Annotated in this window: 15 protein-coding genes and 1 pseudogene; 8 read left to right on the forward strand and 8 right to left on the reverse strand. The window is 68.9% G+C overall.

Annotation, left to right across the window (positions count from 1 at the left end; genetic code table 11):
- Positions 1-44: 44 nt before the first annotated feature.
- On the reverse strand, positions 45-1,436 hold the full coding sequence (locus ACFYO2_RS39105; protein WP_388359298.1) for an alpha/beta hydrolase family protein: 1,392 nt from the start codon (positions 1,434-1,436) through the stop codon (positions 45-47).
- Positions 1,437-1,870: 434 nt separating this feature from the next.
- Between ACFYO2_RS39105 and ACFYO2_RS39110 the strand changes: the two genes are divergently transcribed.
- Genes ACFYO2_RS39110 through ACFYO2_RS39125 form a run of 4 tightly spaced genes read left to right on the forward strand, consistent with a single transcriptional unit; the run spans position 1,871 to position 5,370 of the window.
- A complete protein-coding gene (locus ACFYO2_RS39110) occupies positions 1,871-2,848 on the forward strand; it encodes an ABC transporter substrate-binding protein (protein ID WP_388359299.1) in 978 nt (325 codons plus the stop codon).
- A gap of 59 nt (positions 2,849-2,907) precedes the next feature.
- Positions 2,908-3,699: an ABC transporter permease gene (locus tag ACFYO2_RS39115; protein WP_388359428.1), complete on the forward strand. Its 792-nt coding sequence runs from the start codon at positions 2,908-2,910 to the stop codon at positions 3,697-3,699.
- Complete coding sequence (locus tag ACFYO2_RS39120) at positions 3,696-4,481, forward strand: ABC transporter permease (protein ID WP_388359300.1); 786 nt, start codon at positions 3,696-3,698, stop codon at positions 4,479-4,481. Before ACFYO2_RS39115 ends, ACFYO2_RS39120 begins: the two co-directional genes overlap by 4 nt.
- Positions 4,482-4,518: 37 nt before the next feature.
- A complete protein-coding gene (locus ACFYO2_RS39125; protein ID WP_388359302.1) occupies positions 4,519-5,370 on the forward strand; it encodes an ABC transporter ATP-binding protein in 852 nt (283 codons plus the stop codon).
- 56 nt (positions 5,371-5,426) lie between these two features.
- Here ACFYO2_RS39125 and ACFYO2_RS39130 read toward each other — a convergent pair whose 3' ends face one another.
- Positions 5,427-6,650 carry an RNA-guided endonuclease InsQ/TnpB family protein gene (locus ACFYO2_RS39130; protein WP_388359305.1) on the reverse strand — a complete coding sequence of 408 codons (1,224 nt, stop codon included), beginning with the start codon at positions 6,648-6,650 and terminating at the stop codon, positions 5,427-5,429.
- A 25-nt stretch (positions 6,651-6,675) separates the two neighbouring features.
- On the opposite strand from ACFYO2_RS39130, the gene tnpA reads away from it, so the two are divergent.
- Complete coding sequence (tnpA, locus tag ACFYO2_RS39135; RefSeq protein WP_388359308.1) at positions 6,676-7,092, forward strand: IS200/IS605 family transposase; 417 nt, start codon at positions 6,676-6,678, stop codon at positions 7,090-7,092.
- 226 nt (positions 7,093-7,318) lie between these two features.
- On the forward strand, positions 7,319-8,974 hold the full coding sequence (locus ACFYO2_RS39140; protein ID WP_388359311.1) for an IS1182 family transposase: 1,656 nt from the start codon (positions 7,319-7,321) through the stop codon (positions 8,972-8,974).
- A 9-nt stretch (positions 8,975-8,983) separates the two neighbouring features.
- Here the strand turns inward: ACFYO2_RS39140 and ACFYO2_RS39145 are convergent, their stop codons facing one another.
- Positions 8,984-9,187: a helix-turn-helix domain-containing protein gene (locus tag ACFYO2_RS39145; protein WP_388359313.1), complete on the reverse strand. Its 204-nt coding sequence runs from the start codon at positions 9,185-9,187 to the stop codon at positions 8,984-8,986.
- Between the two features lie 489 nt (positions 9,188-9,676).
- Between ACFYO2_RS39145 and ACFYO2_RS39150 the strand changes: the two are divergent.
- Positions 9,677-9,937, forward strand: a pseudogene (locus ACFYO2_RS39150) (response regulator transcription factor); the annotation flags it as partial.
- 132 nt (positions 9,938-10,069) lie between these two features.
- On the opposite strand, the gene ACFYO2_RS39155 reads toward ACFYO2_RS39150, so the two are convergent.
- Genes ACFYO2_RS39155 through ACFYO2_RS39170 form a run of 4 tightly spaced genes read right to left on the reverse strand, consistent with a single transcriptional unit; the run spans position 10,070 to position 13,863 of the window.
- Complete coding sequence (locus ACFYO2_RS39155; RefSeq protein WP_388359316.1) at positions 10,070-10,849, reverse strand: SDR family NAD(P)-dependent oxidoreductase; 780 nt, start codon at positions 10,847-10,849, stop codon at positions 10,070-10,072.
- 39 nt (positions 10,850-10,888) lie between these two features.
- Positions 10,889-11,821 (reverse strand): 3-hydroxyacyl-CoA dehydrogenase NAD-binding domain-containing protein, encoded by a 933-nt coding sequence (locus tag ACFYO2_RS39160; RefSeq protein ID WP_388359319.1) that lies wholly within the window; start codon positions 11,819-11,821, stop codon positions 10,889-10,891.
- Positions 11,818-12,453, reverse strand: coding sequence for a carboxymuconolactone decarboxylase family protein (locus ACFYO2_RS39165; RefSeq protein WP_388359321.1), 636 nt, complete (start codon positions 12,451-12,453; stop codon positions 11,818-11,820). The genes ACFYO2_RS39160 and ACFYO2_RS39165 overlap by 4 nt, the downstream gene beginning before the upstream one ends.
- A 48-nt stretch (positions 12,454-12,501) precedes the next feature.
- Positions 12,502-13,863 carry a CoA transferase gene (locus ACFYO2_RS39170; protein WP_388359323.1) on the reverse strand — a complete coding sequence of 454 codons (1,362 nt, stop codon included), beginning with the start codon at positions 13,861-13,863 and terminating at the stop codon, positions 12,502-12,504.
- Positions 13,864-14,244: 381 nt separating this feature from the next.
- Here ACFYO2_RS39170 and ACFYO2_RS39175 point away from each other — a divergent pair, with 381 nt between their 5' ends.
- Positions 14,245-15,177, forward strand: coding sequence for a LysR substrate-binding domain-containing protein (locus ACFYO2_RS39175; protein WP_388359326.1), 933 nt, complete (start codon positions 14,245-14,247; stop codon positions 15,175-15,177).
- 192 nt (positions 15,178-15,369) lie between these two features.
- Here the strand turns inward: ACFYO2_RS39175 and ACFYO2_RS39180 are convergent, their stop codons facing one another.
- The gene (locus tag ACFYO2_RS39180) at positions 15,370-15,738 is read right to left on the reverse strand and encodes a hypothetical protein (protein ID WP_388359329.1); all 369 of its coding nucleotides are present in this window, start codon (positions 15,736-15,738) and stop codon (positions 15,370-15,372) included.
- Positions 15,739-15,757 lie beyond the last annotated feature (19 nt).

Consider the following 15,757-nt stretch of genomic DNA (forward strand, 5'->3'; position numbering starts at 1 on the left):
AAGGGTATGGCCGCCCGCCGTGGGCACGGCGGGCGGCCGTGGCGTCAGGGGCGGTACCGGTCGGTGGGGTGGGCCAGGTCGTAGGGGCGCGGGTACTGTGCGGGGCGGTAGCTCACGTAACGCGCCGGTTCGGAGGGATCGACCTCCGTGGCACGGGCGTTGAGGGCGGCTGGACCGGTGCCCTGCCAGTGGCCGGTGGTGATACGGGTCTCCAGGGTGTGCAGGGCGGCGACCCCTTCGGCGCTGCTGAACGTGCAGTGGCCCGCGTTCTCGACGAAGGCCTGGCGCAGCAGGGGGGCGGCGCCTGCCGCGGTGACCGCACGGTTGTAGGCGCTTTCCGCCTGTACCGGGATGAGGCCGTCGCCCGTGGTGTGAACGGTCAGTTGCGGCTTGGCCAGCCGGCCGGTGAAGGAGCTGGTGAGGGCCATCTTGTCGACGGCCTGGGTGTCGGCGGCGATCCGGGGAGCGCCGTTCAGTGTGGTGAGGTCCTTGGTCAGGGACAGACCGGCCTTGGCATAGAGCTCGCTGACCTCCTTGTAGAGGGGGGAGTTGTGAAGCATCGCGGCGTAGTCGACGCCGGTGTTCCAGGACATGTTGCCCCCGACCCGGCTTTCGGCTTCCTGACGCCAGGAGAAGGCAGGGAACTGCACCAGGCCCATGACCGCCTGGAACTGGTTGGCTTGCTGGGCGTCCCAGTCAGCCGGTTCCGGTTTGGTCTGGGAGGTGTCGTTCCAGCCGGGGATGTTGTGCAGGGCGGCGGCCAGCGCGATACGGGCCCGCCCCGAGGCCGTGTTCTGCGCCTCGCCGACGGCCCCGGCCAGAGTGCCGGCCGCCTCGGCGGCGGCCGCCTGGCTCCCCAGACCGGTCAGGCGGATGTCCGCATCCGGGGCGAGCAGTGTCTTCAACGCGAAGACCGGGTCGAGGGTGCTGTTCCAGTTGGCCACGCCGCCCTGGAGCAGACCGCACAGGGACAGTGATCCGCTGATGCGGTCCGGGTGGCGCTCGGCGATCATCGAGGTCACGAGCCCGCCGTAGGAGGCGCCCCAGGCGATGGTCTGCCGGGCCTTGCCGAAGCGCGAGGTGAAGGCATCGAGCGTGGCGAGCTGGTCAGGGACCGCCTCGCTCACGGCCCACCCGTTGCTCGCGTACGAGGAGCCGATGAGCGCGTAACCCTCCTTCAGCAGAATGGACTTGGTGGCGTCGTCGGGGGCGTTCCGCGCGGGATTGGGCAGGCCCGCCGGGGTGTAGCCGTGGCTGAACAGCAGGACCGTGCCGTTCCAGGATTCCGGCTTGTCCATCACATAGCTCGCGCCGGACGGCAACGTGCCTTCGACGTGGGCGTCGGTCTCGGCCGCCTGGGCGGACGGGGCGAGGGGTGTGGCGAGCAGTAGTGCCGCCAGGGCGACGACCGTACGTCTGCGGATGCGGGACTTCACGATGCGGACTCCGTTGTCTCGGTGAAGGTGGCGGGAACAGCACTGCGCGTGGGGCGACAGGAGAGTCCCGTCTCCTCCGGGGGAGGGGCGCAGCCGGAGACCGGGAAGCCGGGACAGGCTTCGCGATCCCTCTGTGCTGGGGCATGACACCGCGAAATTAGGCGTGTAGATTGCGGCCGTCAAGAAGCTGCACAACATACACAGCTTCGGCCCCGCCGCGATCCACCTCACTCCACACGGAGTCATCGCGGTAGGCCCGGCCCCACCCCACAACCCACGCCGGCGGAAGCCAGGCACCGTGCACGGAACTTCCGCGACTCTCCCATTGACGACTTGTTCGACAACGTCATAACGTTCGCGCAACTCGCCCAACTCGGCGCATAACTGCGCAAATTAATCATTTTCTCATTCACACTTCCGTCAGGAGGAGCCCTATGCGACGGCGCATTCTCGGGCTTGCGATAGCAGTGGTCACGGTCGCCGGTGCGGCCGGATGCGGGTCCTCGTCCGCTGGGACGAGTGGTTCGTCGTCCTCGGGCGGCGGCAAAACCACACAGGTCAAGGTCGGCATCATCCCGATCGTCGATGTCGCGCCGCTCTATCTGGGCCAGAAGAAGGGCTTCTTCAGCAGCCGCGGCATCGATCTGAAAATGGTGAGCGCCCAGGGCGGCGCCGCGATCATCCCCGGTGTGGTGAGCGGACAGTTCCAGTTCGGGTTCAGCAACACCACGTCGCTGATGATCGCCCAGACCAAGGGAGTTCCGGTCACGTCGGTGGTCAACGGAGCGGCCACCAACGGCAAGGTCGGCGCCGACGTCACCGGCGTCGCCGTCAAGAAGGACAGCCCGGTCAAGTCCGCCAAGGATCTCGCCGGCAAGACGGTCGCGGTGAACACCCTGCAGAACATCGGTGACACCACCGTGCGCGAGGCAGTCCGCAAGGACGGCGGTGACCCCTCGAAGGTCAAGTTCGTGGAGATGGCCTTCGACCAGATGCCGGCCGCCCTCGACGGCGGCCAGGTGGACGCGGCCTGGATGGGCGAGCCCGCGCTGACGATCGCCAAGTCCCAGGGGGCCCGGGTCGTAGCGTCGCCGTTCGCCGAGACCGACCCCAAGCTCACGGTGGCGACCTACTTCGCCTCCACCCAGCTGACGAAGAAAAACCCCGACCTGGTGAAGAAGTTCACCGCGGCGATGACCGAGTCGCTCACCTACGCCACCGCGCACCCGGACGAGGCACGCCAGATCCTCACCACGTACACCAAGATCGACAGCGCGGTGCTGAAGAACCTGACGCTGCCCTCCTGGCCCGCGCAGTACGACATGGCCTCCCTGGAGAAGCTGGCCGCGCTCGGCGAGAAGGACGGTCTCTTCAGCGACAAGAAGCCCGACTTGAAGGCGCTGTTCCAGTGACCCCGTCGGCCATCACGTCCACGAAGACGCAGCCCGCCGGGACCGGTACCGGTTCCGGCGTGGCCCCCGCCCGGCGCGGCCCGGGCACCACCGCCGCACTGCGCGGACTCGCCGGCCTGGCAGGTCTGGTGGCGGTCCTGGAGGTACTCCCCCGCACCGGTGCGGTCTCGGCCGACTACCTTCCGCCCGCGTCGGAGACCGGCCGCGCGCTGTGGCACCTGCTCGCCGAGAACGCGTTCTGGACGGCGCTCGGTGACACCCTGACCGGGTGGAGCCTGGGCCTGGCCATCGCGGTCGTGGGTGGTGTGGTCGCCGGCGTGGTGATCGGCTCCGTTCCGGTCCTGCGCGCGGTGACCGCCTCCACCATCGAGTTCCTGCGCCCCATCCCGTCGGTCGCCCTGATCCCGGTGGCGGTGCTGCTCTACGGCACCGACCTGGAGTCGAAGCTGCTGCTGGTGGTGTACGCCTCCTTCTGGCAGGTGCTCGTCCAGGTGCTGGCAGGCACACAGGACGTCGACCCGGTCGCCGAGGACACCGCCCGCAGCTATCACATGGGCAGTTGGGGGCGGGTGCGGTACGTCGTATGGCCCACCGCGCTGCCGTACGTGATGACCGGCGTGCGGCTGGCCGCGACGGTGGCACTGGTCCTGGCGATCACCGCCGAACTCGTCATCGGCTCGCCCGGCCTCGGCAACCAGCTCGCGGTCGCGCAGACCTCCGGCGCCGTACCGCGGGTCTACGCCCTGGTCCTGGTCACCGGACTCCTCGGGGTCGCGGTCAACCTGGTGGCGCGGGCGGTCGAGCGGCGGGCACTGCACTGGCACCAATCGATGCGCAGGGAGGAACAGTGACGAGCGTCCTCACACTGGCCAGGCGGACCGGACTGGTCCTGGGCCTGCCCACGGTCCTGTTCGCCGTGTGGTGGTTCGCCACCGCCGGCAGCACCGACTTCTACGTCCCCCCGCTGTCCACCATCCTGGGCAGGTTCGGGAAAGTGTGGACGGGCGAACGGCTGCTGTCAGACGTCGTACCCAGCCTGGCCCGGCTGGTCGCCGGCTATCTCCTCGCCGTCGTCATCGGTGTCGGACTCGGCCTGGTGGTCGGCGTGAGCCGGGTCGTGCGGGACGTCCTGGAGCCGGTCCTGGAACTCTTCCGGGCCATCCCGCCCCCGGTGCTCGTGCCCGTCATCATGCTGTTCGCCGGCATCGGCGACACCATGAAGGTGATCGTCATCGTCAGCGGCTGTATGTGGCCGATCCTGCTCAACACCGTCGAAGGCGTCCGCGCCGTCGACGAGGTACTCAGCGACACCTGCCGCTCCTACGGCATCACCGGCGTCGCGCGCCTGCGGCACCTGGTGCTGCGCTCGGCCAGCCCGCAGATCGTCACCGGCATGCGCCAGGCCCTGTCCATCGCGATCATCCTCATGGTCATCAGCGAGATGTTCGCCGCCAGCAACGGCCTCGGCTTCACCATCGTCCAGTTCCAGCGCTCCTTCGCCATCCCCGAGATGTGGAGCGGCGTCCTGCTGCTCGGCCTCCTCGGATTCGCCCTGTCGCTGCTCTTCCGCTTCACGGAGAACCGGGCCCTGGCCTGGTACCACGGCCTGCGCCGCGCGCAGCGCAACCCCTGACGCCGCGCCCGGCGCAACCCCCGACAAGGAGACGTCGATGCTCGACGTACGCAACCTGCAGAAGATCTACACCGGACGCAACCGCAACGTCGAAGCACTGCGGAACCTGACTTTCCACATCGGTGCCGGTGAACTCGTGTGCCTGGTCGGCCCGTCCGGGTGCGGCAAGACCACACTGCTGAAGTGCATGGCGGGACTGCTCACCCCGACCGGCGGCGAGGTAACCCTGGACGGCCACCCGGTCACCGGGCCCCCGCCCGGCATGGCCGTGGTCTTCCAGGAGTACGGCCGCTCCCTGTTCGCCTGGATGAACGTACGCGACAACGTCGCCCTGCCCTTGCGCCGCAAGAAGCTCGGCAAGGCCCGCGAGAAGGAGCTGGTGGACCACGCCCTGGAGGTCGTCGGCCTCGCCGACGCCCATCAGGCCTACCCCTGGCAGCTCTCCGGCGGAATGCAGCAGCGCGTCGCCATCGCCCGCGCCGTCGCCTTCGAACCGAAGGTGCTGCTCATGGACGAGCCCTTCGCCGCCGTCGACGCGCAGACCCGCGCCGAACTGGAGGACCTCATCCGGCGGTTGTGGCAGGAACTGGGCGTCACCGTCCTGTTCGTCACCCACGACATCGACGAAGCCGTCTACCTCGGACAGCGGACCATCATCCTGTCCACCTCACCGACCGTGGTGCAGGAGGACCTGACCATCGATCTCCCCGACGAGCGCGACCAGTTGCACACCCGCTCCAGCACCCGCTTCGCCGAACTGCGCGCCCACGTCTACGAACAGATCCAGCGCGCCAAACACCACAACGGCGACACGGCTTCGGGTGACGCGGCCCAGGATCTCGGCCTGGAACTGCAGGGAAGCGAGGTTCATGGCCGCCGCACCCCTTGACTTGCTCCTCGGGCTGAAGCCCGAGGATTCTGGCCTTCTCGTCCGTTGCTGTGCCGCTACGCGGCACGGGGTTCGAGGGAGAATCCGTGGCTTCCTGCTTCGTCGTACTGTGCCAGGACGAGTCCTGGTCTTACCTGCGCTCGACAGGCTGTAACCGCCAGTCCGGCGGCCGTTTTCACGTTCTTCGCGGCATTGTGGTCCCGGTCATGGACCGTGCCGCACGCGGGGCAGGTCCACTCCCTGATGTGGAGAGGTTTGGGGCCGTCCTTGACGCCGCAGGCCGAACAGGTCTGGGAGGTCGGCTCGAACCTGCCGATCTTCACCAGGGTGCGCCCGTATCTGACCGCCTTGTACTCCAGCATGGCCACGAACTGTGCCCAGCCCGCGTCATGCACGCTCTTGGCCAGCCTGGTGCGCGCCAGTCCCTTGACCGCCAGGTCCTCCACACCGATCGCTTGGTTCTCGCGGATCAGCTTCGTGGAGAGCTGGTGGTGGAACTCGCGGCGCGTGTCGGCCACTTGTGCGTGGGCGCGGGCGACCTTCAGGCGGGCTTCCTCCCGGTTCTTCGACCCCTTTTGCTTACGGGACAGGTCCCGCTGGGCCTTCTTCAGCTTCTTCTCCGCGCGGCGCAGGAACCGCGGGGAGTCGATCACGCGGCCGTCCGAGAGGACCGCGAAATGCGTCAGTCCCAGGTCGATGCCCACCATCTGGTCACTGTCGGGCATCGCGGTGGCGTCGGCGGCCGGGTCCGTGTCGATGACGAAGGACGCGAAGTATCGTCCGGCCGCGTCTTTGATCACGGTGACGGAGGAGGGGGCAGTGGGCAGGGTCCGGGACCACTTAACCTTCACCGCACCGATCTTCGGCAGGTTCAGCCGCCCGCTACCGGTGACCGACCAGCGGGCATTGGCCGTGAACCGGATCGACTGCCGGTTGTCCTTGCGGGACTTGAACCTCGGCGCACCCACCCGCGTGCCCTTACGGACCCCCTTGAGGGAGGCGAAGAAGTTGCGGTAGGCCGCCTCGGCGTCACGCAGAGCCTGCTGGAGCACCACGACGGAGACCTCTCCCAGCCAGCACCGCTCCACGGTCTGCTTGGCCCGGGTGATCAGCTTCTTGGACAGCTCACCGGCCGTCGGGAACGCTGCGCCCGCCTTCCGGGCGTCCTCACGGGCGCGCACCGCGTCGTTGAACACGACGCGGGCACACCCGAACGCCTGGTCCAACGCGGTGCGCTGGGCGGTGTCCGGGTACAGGCGGAAGCTGTACCGAAGCTGCATGACGGCCACGATACATACTTGGGTTATGGGCGAGATTCAGAAGATCAGAACTGGCCGACACTGCACTTTCGTGATGCATGTGCACTTGGTCTTCGTGACCAAGTTCCGGCACAAGGTGTTCACGGATGCTCATCTGACGCGCATGGAGGAGATCATGCGGTCGGTGTGCGCGGACTTCGAGTGCGAACTGGTGGAGTTCAACGGCGAGAACAACCACGTCCACCTCCTGGTGAACTTCCCGCCCAAGGTCACCGTCACCAAGCTGGTCAACTCCCTCAAGGGTGTCTCCTCCCGCCGTCTGCGCCAGGAGTTCCCCGACCTGGTACGCCACTACTGGCGGGCCAACAAGCTCTGGTCCGGGTCCTACTTCGCCGGAACCGTCGGCGGCGCCCCTCTCTCCGTGGTCAGGCAGTACATCGAGCAACAGAACCGGCCTGTGTGAGCATCACCCGGCTCCGCCGGGACCGGCCATCGCGGCGCTCCGCGCCACAGGTGGGGAACACGCGACGTCCGGCTCCGCCGACCAGGAATCCGCGACGCTCCGCGTCGCCACCATCAGATTCGCTTCACCACCGGGCTGAAGGACTCTGCTGGGAAAGGCGTGATTCGAGCAGTGCTGTGTCGTTGGTCTTCCCGAATTGTTGTGGTCGCGGGCGGGAGGGCCGGAAGTGTCGTTGGAGTCTCGGGCCGATGTGGGAGTGCCGGAGCTGACGGCTCGGGTGGTGCGGGCCGCGTTCCCCAAGGGGACGATGGCGGTGCGGATCCGGGAGGCGCTGGGCCCGCTGTTTGAGGACGAGGCGTTCGCTGAAGCGTTTCCGGCCCGGGGGCGTCCTGCCATTTCGCCGGGTGCGTTGGCGCTGGTGTCGGTGCTGCAGTATGCGGAGGGACTGACCGATCGGCAGGCCGCTGACCAGGTGCGGGCCCGTATGGACTGGAAGTTCTTGCTTGGCCTGGAGCTCGATGACCCGGGGTTTGACCACTCGGTGCTGAGTACGTTCCGTGCCCGGCTGATTGGGCACGGGCTGGAGCTGAAGACGCTGGAACTGGTCCTGGAACACTTGCGGGCGCTGGGTCTGCTGAAGGCGGGAGGGCGGCAGCGGACCGATGCCACGCATGTCCTGGCGGCGGTGCGGACGCTGAACCGGATGGAGTTCGTCGGTGAGACGCTGCGGGCAGCGCTGGAAGCTCTGGCGGTCGCGGCCCCTGCCTGGCTGTCCGGCCTGGTCACCGCCGAGTGGGCCGAGCGCTATGGGCCGCGCGTGGACGACTACCGCTTCCCCAAGGGTGAAGAGGTCCGGGAGAAATGGGCCCGGCAGGTGGGCGAGGACGGATTCTTCCTGCTCCAGGCCCTCTACGGTGCCAAGGCCCCCGGCTGGCTGCGCGAGGTCGAGGCGGTGCAGGTGCTGCGGCATTCCTGGATCCAGCAGTACCACCGCGATGAGAAGGGGGTGCGCTGGCGGGAGGGCAAGGACCTCCCGTCGGTTCATCACCGGTTGTGCTCGCCCTATGACGTTGATGCCCGCTACGGCATCAAGCGCGGCTCGGGCTGGACCGGCTACAAGGTGCATCTGACCGAGACCTGCGAGCCGGACGCCCCTCATGTCATCACGCAGGTGGCCACCACCGACGCGGTCGTGGCCGACACCGAGATGACCGAACCGGTCCAACAGGCACTCGCGGACCGGGAGTTGCTGCCCGAGGTGCACGTCGTCGACGCCGGCTACACCACTGCTGCCCTGTTCGTGTCCACACGTGAGCGCGGCATGGAACTACTGGGTCCTGCCCCGCACGACAGCAGTCTTCAGTCCCGGCAGAACCAGGGATTCTCCCGCGGTGATTTCAGCATCGACTGGGACACCCAGAGTGCCAACTGCCCAGGCGGGCAACGCAGTTTCGAGTGGTGGGAGCAGAAACACCACCGCAACAACACCCCGGTGATCAAGGTGTTCTTCTCCGCCGAGCACTGCAGGCCCTGCCCGAAACAGAAACAGTGCACCAAACCCCCGACCGGCCGCCGGGGCAGAGGCCTGACCTTCCTGCCCCGCGAGCGATACGAGGCCCTCGAAGAGGCCCGCCGAACCCAGGACACCGACGAGTGGAAGGACCGCTACAAGGTCCGGGCCGGCGTCGAGGGCACAATCTCCCAGGCCGTGCGCGTCACCGGGATCCGCCGCACCCGCTACCGCAATCTGCCCGCAACCCGGCTCGGCCACGTCTTCGCCGCCACCGCGATCAACATCATCCGCCTCGACCGATGGCTTACCCGCACCCCACTCGGCGGCACCCGCACCTCCCACCTCGAAGCCCTCATGCTCGCGGCCTGACAGCCCGAATCACGCCTTTCCCAGCAGAGTCCTGAAGCCCGATGCACTGCGAATGAATCCCGGTAGCCCACGACGCACCGTGTGGATCAGGTCGGGCGCGCCGGCGTCGGCGAGCTTGCGCCGCAGACAGCCGGCGCAGCACGCCAGATTGTTGGTGTGCGGCCCGCAGTCGTAGCCCCATATCCGGCTGGAGACCGTCGAGTGAGCCGGCACGATCCCCTCGTCGCACCATCAGCTCCAGCAGATCGAACTCGGTCCTCGACAGCTGCAGTTCCTCGTCGGCCCACCAGGCACGGCGAGCGTCCGGGCCGATGCACAGGGAGGCGGTCTCCAGCGGGCCGCCGGCCGGTATGTCCCCCTGGGTCCGCGGCGAAAGCGCGGCCCGGCACCGCAACGCAGGCAGGCGAGCGAGCAGTTCGGGGACCGTGAAAAGGTTGGAGCAGACAGCCGTCGGCGCCCGCCTTCAGACCGGCGAGACGACAACGCTGCTCTTTCCAGCCACGAGATCGCCAACCACTCCTGGAACCACCCGGTCCTCACCAACCTCATCCCTACGGCGCGATCGACGACAAGGTACGGGCAGCCACCACCCTCTCCCCCGAGGAAGTGGAGGTACGCCCGGGTCACCGTCCCTTGTCGGCGGCGCACTCCGATCAATCCGGCTCCGCCGGCTGACCGACGTACTGAAGAGGACAGGTGGACATGACGATCCACGTGGCCATCGTCGACGACCGTGACATGGTGCGCTCGGGCTTCGCCGCGCTGCTGTCCGCGCAGAGCGACATCGACGTCGTAGGAGGGCCCGCACGCCGTCTCGGCATCGAGGTCTGCCGCGCCACCCATACCGACGTAGTGCTCTCATGGACGTCCGCATGCCGAGCTGGACGGACTGGAGGCTGCCCGGCGGCTGCTCGACCCGCCGCCCGGCTCGTCCACCGCCCGAAGGCGCTCATGCTGACCACTTCTTCGCCGTCCCGCGAGGGGACCGCTCACCTACGGGGCCGGTTCCCGCGCAGGTGCACCGCGCCGATCCCGGCTCCTCGCTTCCCTTCCGTCCTCCTCCACAGGGAGGACTGAGGCGATGGGCGCGGCCCGTCAGTAGTGGATGGGTCCGCGCATTCCTCCGCTGGCGACGACCGGGTCGCCGTTGAGGGCGACGCTGCGGGGGCTGGCCAGAAAGGCCACGACGTCCGCGACCTCCTCGGCGCTCACCATGCGGCCGATCGAGACCGTCGACGCCGCCAGCCGCTCGGCTTCCTCGACGGAGACGCCCCGGGCCCGGGCCAGCGTCTGAACGTGCTGCTCAAACGCCTCGGTGCGGGTCGGACCCGGATGTACGACGACCACGTTCACCCCGTGAGGGCCGAGTTCGTCGGCGAGGTTCTTGCTCATGGCCGCCACCGCGATGTTGCGGACCGACCCGACCACCGAGCCGGTCTGGCGTGCGGCGACCCCGCCGATGTTGATGACGCGGCCCCAGCCCTGTTCCCGCATCAGCGGGGCGAAGGCGCGGACGGTGCGCAGATATCCCCGGACCTTGACGTTGATCTCCGTTTCGAAGTCGTCTTCGGCGATGGCGCCGGAATTGGGCCGGGCAGCCGCGTTGACGAGGATGTCGACGCCGCCCAGCTGTTCGACGACACTGCGGGCCATCTCCGTCACCGACGTGTCGTCCCCGGTGTCCGCGGCCACGGCGATCACGCGGCCCCTGCTGTCGGCGGCGAGCTGCGCCACCGCCTTCTCCAGCGCCTCACCGTTCCTCGCGACGAGAGCCACGTCCGCGCCTTCGGCTGCCAGAGCACGGGCCACGGCGAAGCCGATGCCCCGGCTGCCTCCGGTGACGACGGCTCGGCGGCCGTCCAGTTGCAGGTCCATTGACCGCTTCCTCTCAGTTGTGCCAGTGGGTTGTTGCAGTCAGCTGTTGCAGGGTTCGGGCAGCGGCAGTTCGGCGAGCGCGTCGAGGACCGCCCGCTGCCTGTCGTCCCGAGCTGTGGTGAAGTCTCCGTACCGGGAGAGCCCGTAGGTGTCCTCCACGAGCTGGACTACCTTCTCGCGGAGCATGACCGGGCGCTCCTCGTCCGGTACGCCGGGCGCGGCGAGTGCGACGAGGCCGCGGTAGCCGGCCGGTCCGCCGCCGAGGTGAAGGCCGAGGAACGGACCGAGAGCGGACCAGCGCAGGCCGAGCGAGGAACGGACGATCAGATCGAGCTCGTCCGGTGAGACCACCCCGTCCAGCACGAGTTCGGCAGCGCGATTCGCGAGCACGTTCTGCAGTTCGGTGGCGACGAAGCCCCGTACCTCCTTGTGCTCGACCACCGGAGTGCGGCCGACGAACCGGTAGAACTCGACGGCCCGGTCCACCGTCTCCCGCGACGTGCGCTCACCGGGCACCACCTCCACCAGTGGCATGCCGTACGGCGGATTGAGCGGGTGGGCGACCAGGACCCGGTCGGCGTGTTCGAGATTCCTGGCGAACACCCCGGCGGGAATCTGCGACGTGGAGCTGAGGAGGATCGCGTGGCTCGGCGCCTCGGACAGCGCCAGGGCGGCGATGCCGGCCTTGAACTCCACGCTCTCCGGGCCGTTCTCCTGGATGACGTCGGCCTCCCGGACGGCCTCGGCCACGTCCCCGGCCAGATGCACCCTTTCCTGGATACCCTCCGTGGCCAGGCCTTGCGCGGTCAGGGCGGGAAGGGCGGCGGTCAGTGCCTCACGCACCGCCACCGCGAGGTCGGGCCGGGGGTCGGACACCCACACCTGAAGGCCGTGTGCGGCGAACAGCGCCGTCCAGGACAGCCCGATGGTGCCCGCGCCGATCACGGCCGCGGTCCTGAAAGGCGCGCTCATGCCGGCACGCCCCCGTTCACCGAGACGGAGACGACCGGGAGCGCGCGTTCGGTCCGCCACTCGTCGAGCGGGGCGCCCGAGGTGTTGAGCACCGAGGCCAGCAGGCGATAGGTACCCACCAGTGCCGGCAGCTCCAGCAACTGGGGCGTGTCGTACGTCCGCCGGAGCCGCCGCCAGGTGGTGTCGCTGATGACGGTACGGTCGCAGATCTCGTCGACGGCGGTGAGCAGCGCGGCCTCGTGAGCGGTCCAGTCGGCGTCGGCCGGGTCCTCGGCGGTGCGGAGCACCTCGGCCTCCGTGAGTCCCACGGTCTGCGCCATCTCGTAATGATGGGACCACTCGTACACCGACTCGCAGCGCAGCGCCGTGCGCAGTATCGCCAGTTCACGGTCCCGGTGCGGAAGCCTTCCTTCGTTGACCATGCGGGCGATCGGATAGAACGCGACGGCCAGCTCCGGATGGTGCGCGAAGACCTTCGTCAGGTTGGGCGTGTCCGGCAGGCCCTCCATCTGAGGAGGCAGTCCGCCGTCGTGGGTCTTCAAGCTGTCCGCCGCCCAGACGTCGCGGACCTCGGGGGTCCAGTGCTCGACCGGGAGAAGCTGGATTTTGGGCGTCACGAGCTGTTCTGACATGGTGATGTGTCTCCTGGAGGGTGGCGAGTCGGGTGGCGGAACGACCGGTCAGCCGAGCGTCGGCAGCCACTCGGGGCGGCAGGCGCCGCGCGGGAGCAGGATGTGGCGGTACGCCCCGGGGGTCTCACTCATCCGCATCGGGTCGGCCACGCCCTGGTAGCGGCCGAGCGGGGTGTCGGCGGTGAAGAGTTCGGGGTTGAGGAAGGTGTGGTCCGCGTTGCTGCCGGCCCTCTGCCGCGCGTACCGCTTGTCGAACAGACCCAGGCTCTGCATCCAGAGCGCCGTGCGGGTCAGTGAGACGTGGACCCGGTAGCTGCCGCCCTCGCGGGCACGGCGTACCAGGGCGGCGGTGATGCCGACGGCCAGGAGCCAGGCCGTCATGTTGTCGTCGATGATGCTGATCGGGGTGTACGCGGGCCGCCCGTCCTCGCCCTCCCGGTCGTAGATGCCGACCACGGCACCGGCGGCGACGTCGAACCCGGGCCGCTGGGACCAGGGACCCGTGCGGCCGTAGGCGGAGACAGTGGCGTGGATGATGCCGGGACGCACCTCGGCGGCGTCCTGCGCGCAGAGCCCGATGCTCTCCAGGTAGCCCGGGCAGCGGTTGGCGTAGAAGACGTCGGCGCCGGACAGCAGCGTGCGGATCCGCGCCGCGTCCTCGGTCTGCTTCGGGTCCAGGATCGTGGAGCGCACACCGATCTGGCCGTCGATGTACCAGTTCTCGACCTCCGTCTGGTGCGGGCGCCAGATGTTGAGCACATCGGCGCCGTGCAGCGCGAGGGCGCGGCCGGCGCTGGGCCCCGCCAGGGCACCGGCCATGCCCAGGGCGCGGATGCCGTCCAGCGGCTGCGTGCCGCCGTACGGCAGTGGCTCGGGGGCGCTGTCGCCGATCTTGGTGATCTCGATCAGCGGGGTGTCGGCGAGGTGCTCGGTGTAGTGCGCCTCGCGCATCATCTCCTCGGTGCTGCGCACCATGGCGATGACCGCGCCCGTCTCCGCCGCGGCCTCCTCCAGATCGCGGCCCTTCCAGTTGGACACGGCGGCTGACACAGCGTGCGCGTCGAGCGGGCAGTTCAGCAGTTTGGTCGTGGCGATCGCGAGACCCCGGTAGGGGTTCGACAGCAGCATGTGCCGACCGTCGGCGGTCTCGGGGAAGCCGCCACACAGCGCCTCGAAGCCGTTCAGCCCACCCGCGTTCGCCACTCCGTTGAGCTTCAGCCAGCGGTTCTCGGCGAAGGCGGCCATACGGCGCGGGTCGAGCCGCAGGTCGACCTCGATGTCCTGCGGCCGCCCACCGCGCAGCTGCCACAGTTGGGCCAGGACGACGGCCCGCGCGGCCAGCGGAATGCCGCAGGCGGCACCCCAGCGCACCGGGCTGGGCAGGATGGGGTCGGCGCCTCGGAAGGTCACGGCGCCGCCCGAGTCCTCGGCGCTCAGGCCGACACCGGCCCTCCAGCTCCGCGTGCACGTTGAACACGCCGCCGGTCGCCGGATGCGCCAGTGCGGACTCCAGCTTCTCGGTGAGGGTGGGTGTCGCAGATCCGGCAGGAGACGATCCGGCAGGAGGCATGGGGGTGCCCCTTTCTCAGGTGGGTGGTGTCCACGGCTCTCAGGTGGGTGGTGTGCCACGGCGCGTGCCGCGTCGGCCGGTCTCGTGCCGACGGCCGGGCCGGGAGCTCGACGCAGCCGTTCGACGTCACTGCTCACGCTAGGGTCGGGCCCGGTACCGGTCCACGTCCGATCGGCGGACGTGAGTGCGACCGCGACGGACGCACCAGGTACGGTGCAGCGGTGGACGTGTGGCACCTGCGCTACTTCATCGCCGTGGCCGAGGAACTCAACTTCACTCGCGCGGCACAGCGCCTGAACATGTCGAGTTCACCGCTGAGCCGGCGGATCCAGGACCTGGAGAAGGAACTCGGGCAGCAACTGTTCCTCCGTGACCACCGCACCACGTGCCTCACGCCGGCCGGTGAGGCGCTGCTGCCGCTCGCCCGGGACATCATCGCCCGTTTCGACGCCCTCCCGGCAGCCCTGGCGTCCGCGGTGCACGGTCCGTCCCGCACCGCCACGGTGGGCATCGGCGGGGAGATACCCGGCGCCGTACGCACCAGGGTCCTGGACGCCGTGGACGCCGCGGCCCCTGACCTGAGGATCGACATCCGTCCAGGGGCCTCCCGCTATCTCCTGAACTCGGTGCACGCCGGGGAAGTGGACCTGGCCCTGGTCTGCGGCCCGGTCGTGGAGCCGGGCCTGAGTACCCACCCGGTCAGCCGCCGCCCGCTCGGGATCGTCGTCGCGGCCGGGTCCGCGTTCGACGGACGCGCGTCGGTCCGTCTGGAGGAGCTGGCCCAGCTGACCTTCGCCATGTACGGGCAGAAGGACTCCCCGGCGCTGCTGAGACACGTCGACGGCCTCCTCCACGACGCCGGAGTGCACCAGCGGCTGACCGTCGAGAGCCCCGTCGGCCTCCCCCATGTCGTCTCCACAGGACACGCCTTCACCGTCATGGCGAACGACGAAAGCGGCGTCGTCCAGCGCATTTTCGCGGACGAGAAGGTGCTCTGCCTGCCCATCGACGGTGCCCACCTGGAACTGACGACCCTGGCCGTCTGGCGCCAGGACCGGGAGAAACAGGGGGACCCTGTTGCCGACCTCGCGAACGCCGTGACCGGGCTGCCGCTACCGAAACGGACATCGCCGGCCATGGCGGGGACGGAATAGGAACCACCCGAGAGTCAACGCTGATCGGGGAAAAGAGGAGGATGCGGCACCCCGGCACCGGCCCCGTAGAGAGGGCTGCCGGACGCGCGCTTCAGGAACTGCGGCCCACGGGTCAGCACGGGATCCCGTCGCATTCCCAGCACGGATCCAGCGCAGGAGAGGGGAGCAGGGGCGACAACGGGTGACGACATGTCAGGTACGCCCAGGGCCCGCGCCGCTGCCTGGAGTCGACCGGTCTCCAGACCGGTGAGTCTGTGAGCATTTTCCATGGTCATTGTTGTCGTCCCGGATGTTCTCGAAGACCGGGTCGGAGCGGGCCGCCTCGGCGACGGCCTGTACGAAGGACATCAGGGCACCGGCGCGCTCCCTTCTGGCGGTGCCCGGCCGGGCCAGCAGGGAAGTGTTCTCGGCCAGGTCGGCGCCCGCTCCTCGGCCGAGGGCACCAGGACCTCCGCGTCCGCCTCTCGCCAGCGGCACTCCCACTCGCCGGGCCGGCGCCGAGTAGCACGCCTTCGCGGCCATCTCCCGGTACGGCGGCTTGCCCGCCTTCTCTCGCAGCAAGCGGTGAAGGACAGTCTGT

The organism is Streptomyces sp. NPDC006602, from assembly GCF_042870385.1.
Classification (GTDB): Bacteria; Actinomycetota; Actinomycetes; order Streptomycetales; family Streptomycetaceae; genus Streptomyces.

Excerpts from the sequence above, each read along its gene's own strand:
- tnpA (WP_388359308.1), top strand. The coding sequence starts at position 6,676 with ATGGGCGAGATTCAGAAGATCAGAACTGGCCGACACTGCACTTTCGTG.
- ACFYO2_RS39110 (WP_388359299.1), top strand. The coding sequence starts at position 1,871 with ATGCGACGGCGCATTCTCGGGCTTGCGATAGCAGTGGTCACGGTCGCC.
- ACFYO2_RS39165 (WP_388359321.1), bottom strand. The coding sequence starts at position 12,453 with ATGTCAGAACAGCTCGTGACGCCCAAAATCCAGCTTCTCCCGGTCGAG.
- ACFYO2_RS39160 (WP_388359319.1), bottom strand. The coding sequence starts at position 11,821 with ATGAGCGCGCCTTTCAGGACCGCGGCCGTGATCGGCGCGGGCACCATC.
- ACFYO2_RS39130 (WP_388359305.1), bottom strand. The coding sequence starts at position 6,650 with ATGCAGCTTCGGTACAGCTTCCGCCTGTACCCGGACACCGCCCAGCGC.
- ACFYO2_RS39125 (WP_388359302.1), top strand. The coding sequence starts at position 4,519 with ATGCTCGACGTACGCAACCTGCAGAAGATCTACACCGGACGCAACCGC.
- ACFYO2_RS39155 (WP_388359316.1), bottom strand. The coding sequence starts at position 10,849 with ATGGACCTGCAACTGGACGGCCGCCGAGCCGTCGTCACCGGAGGCAGC.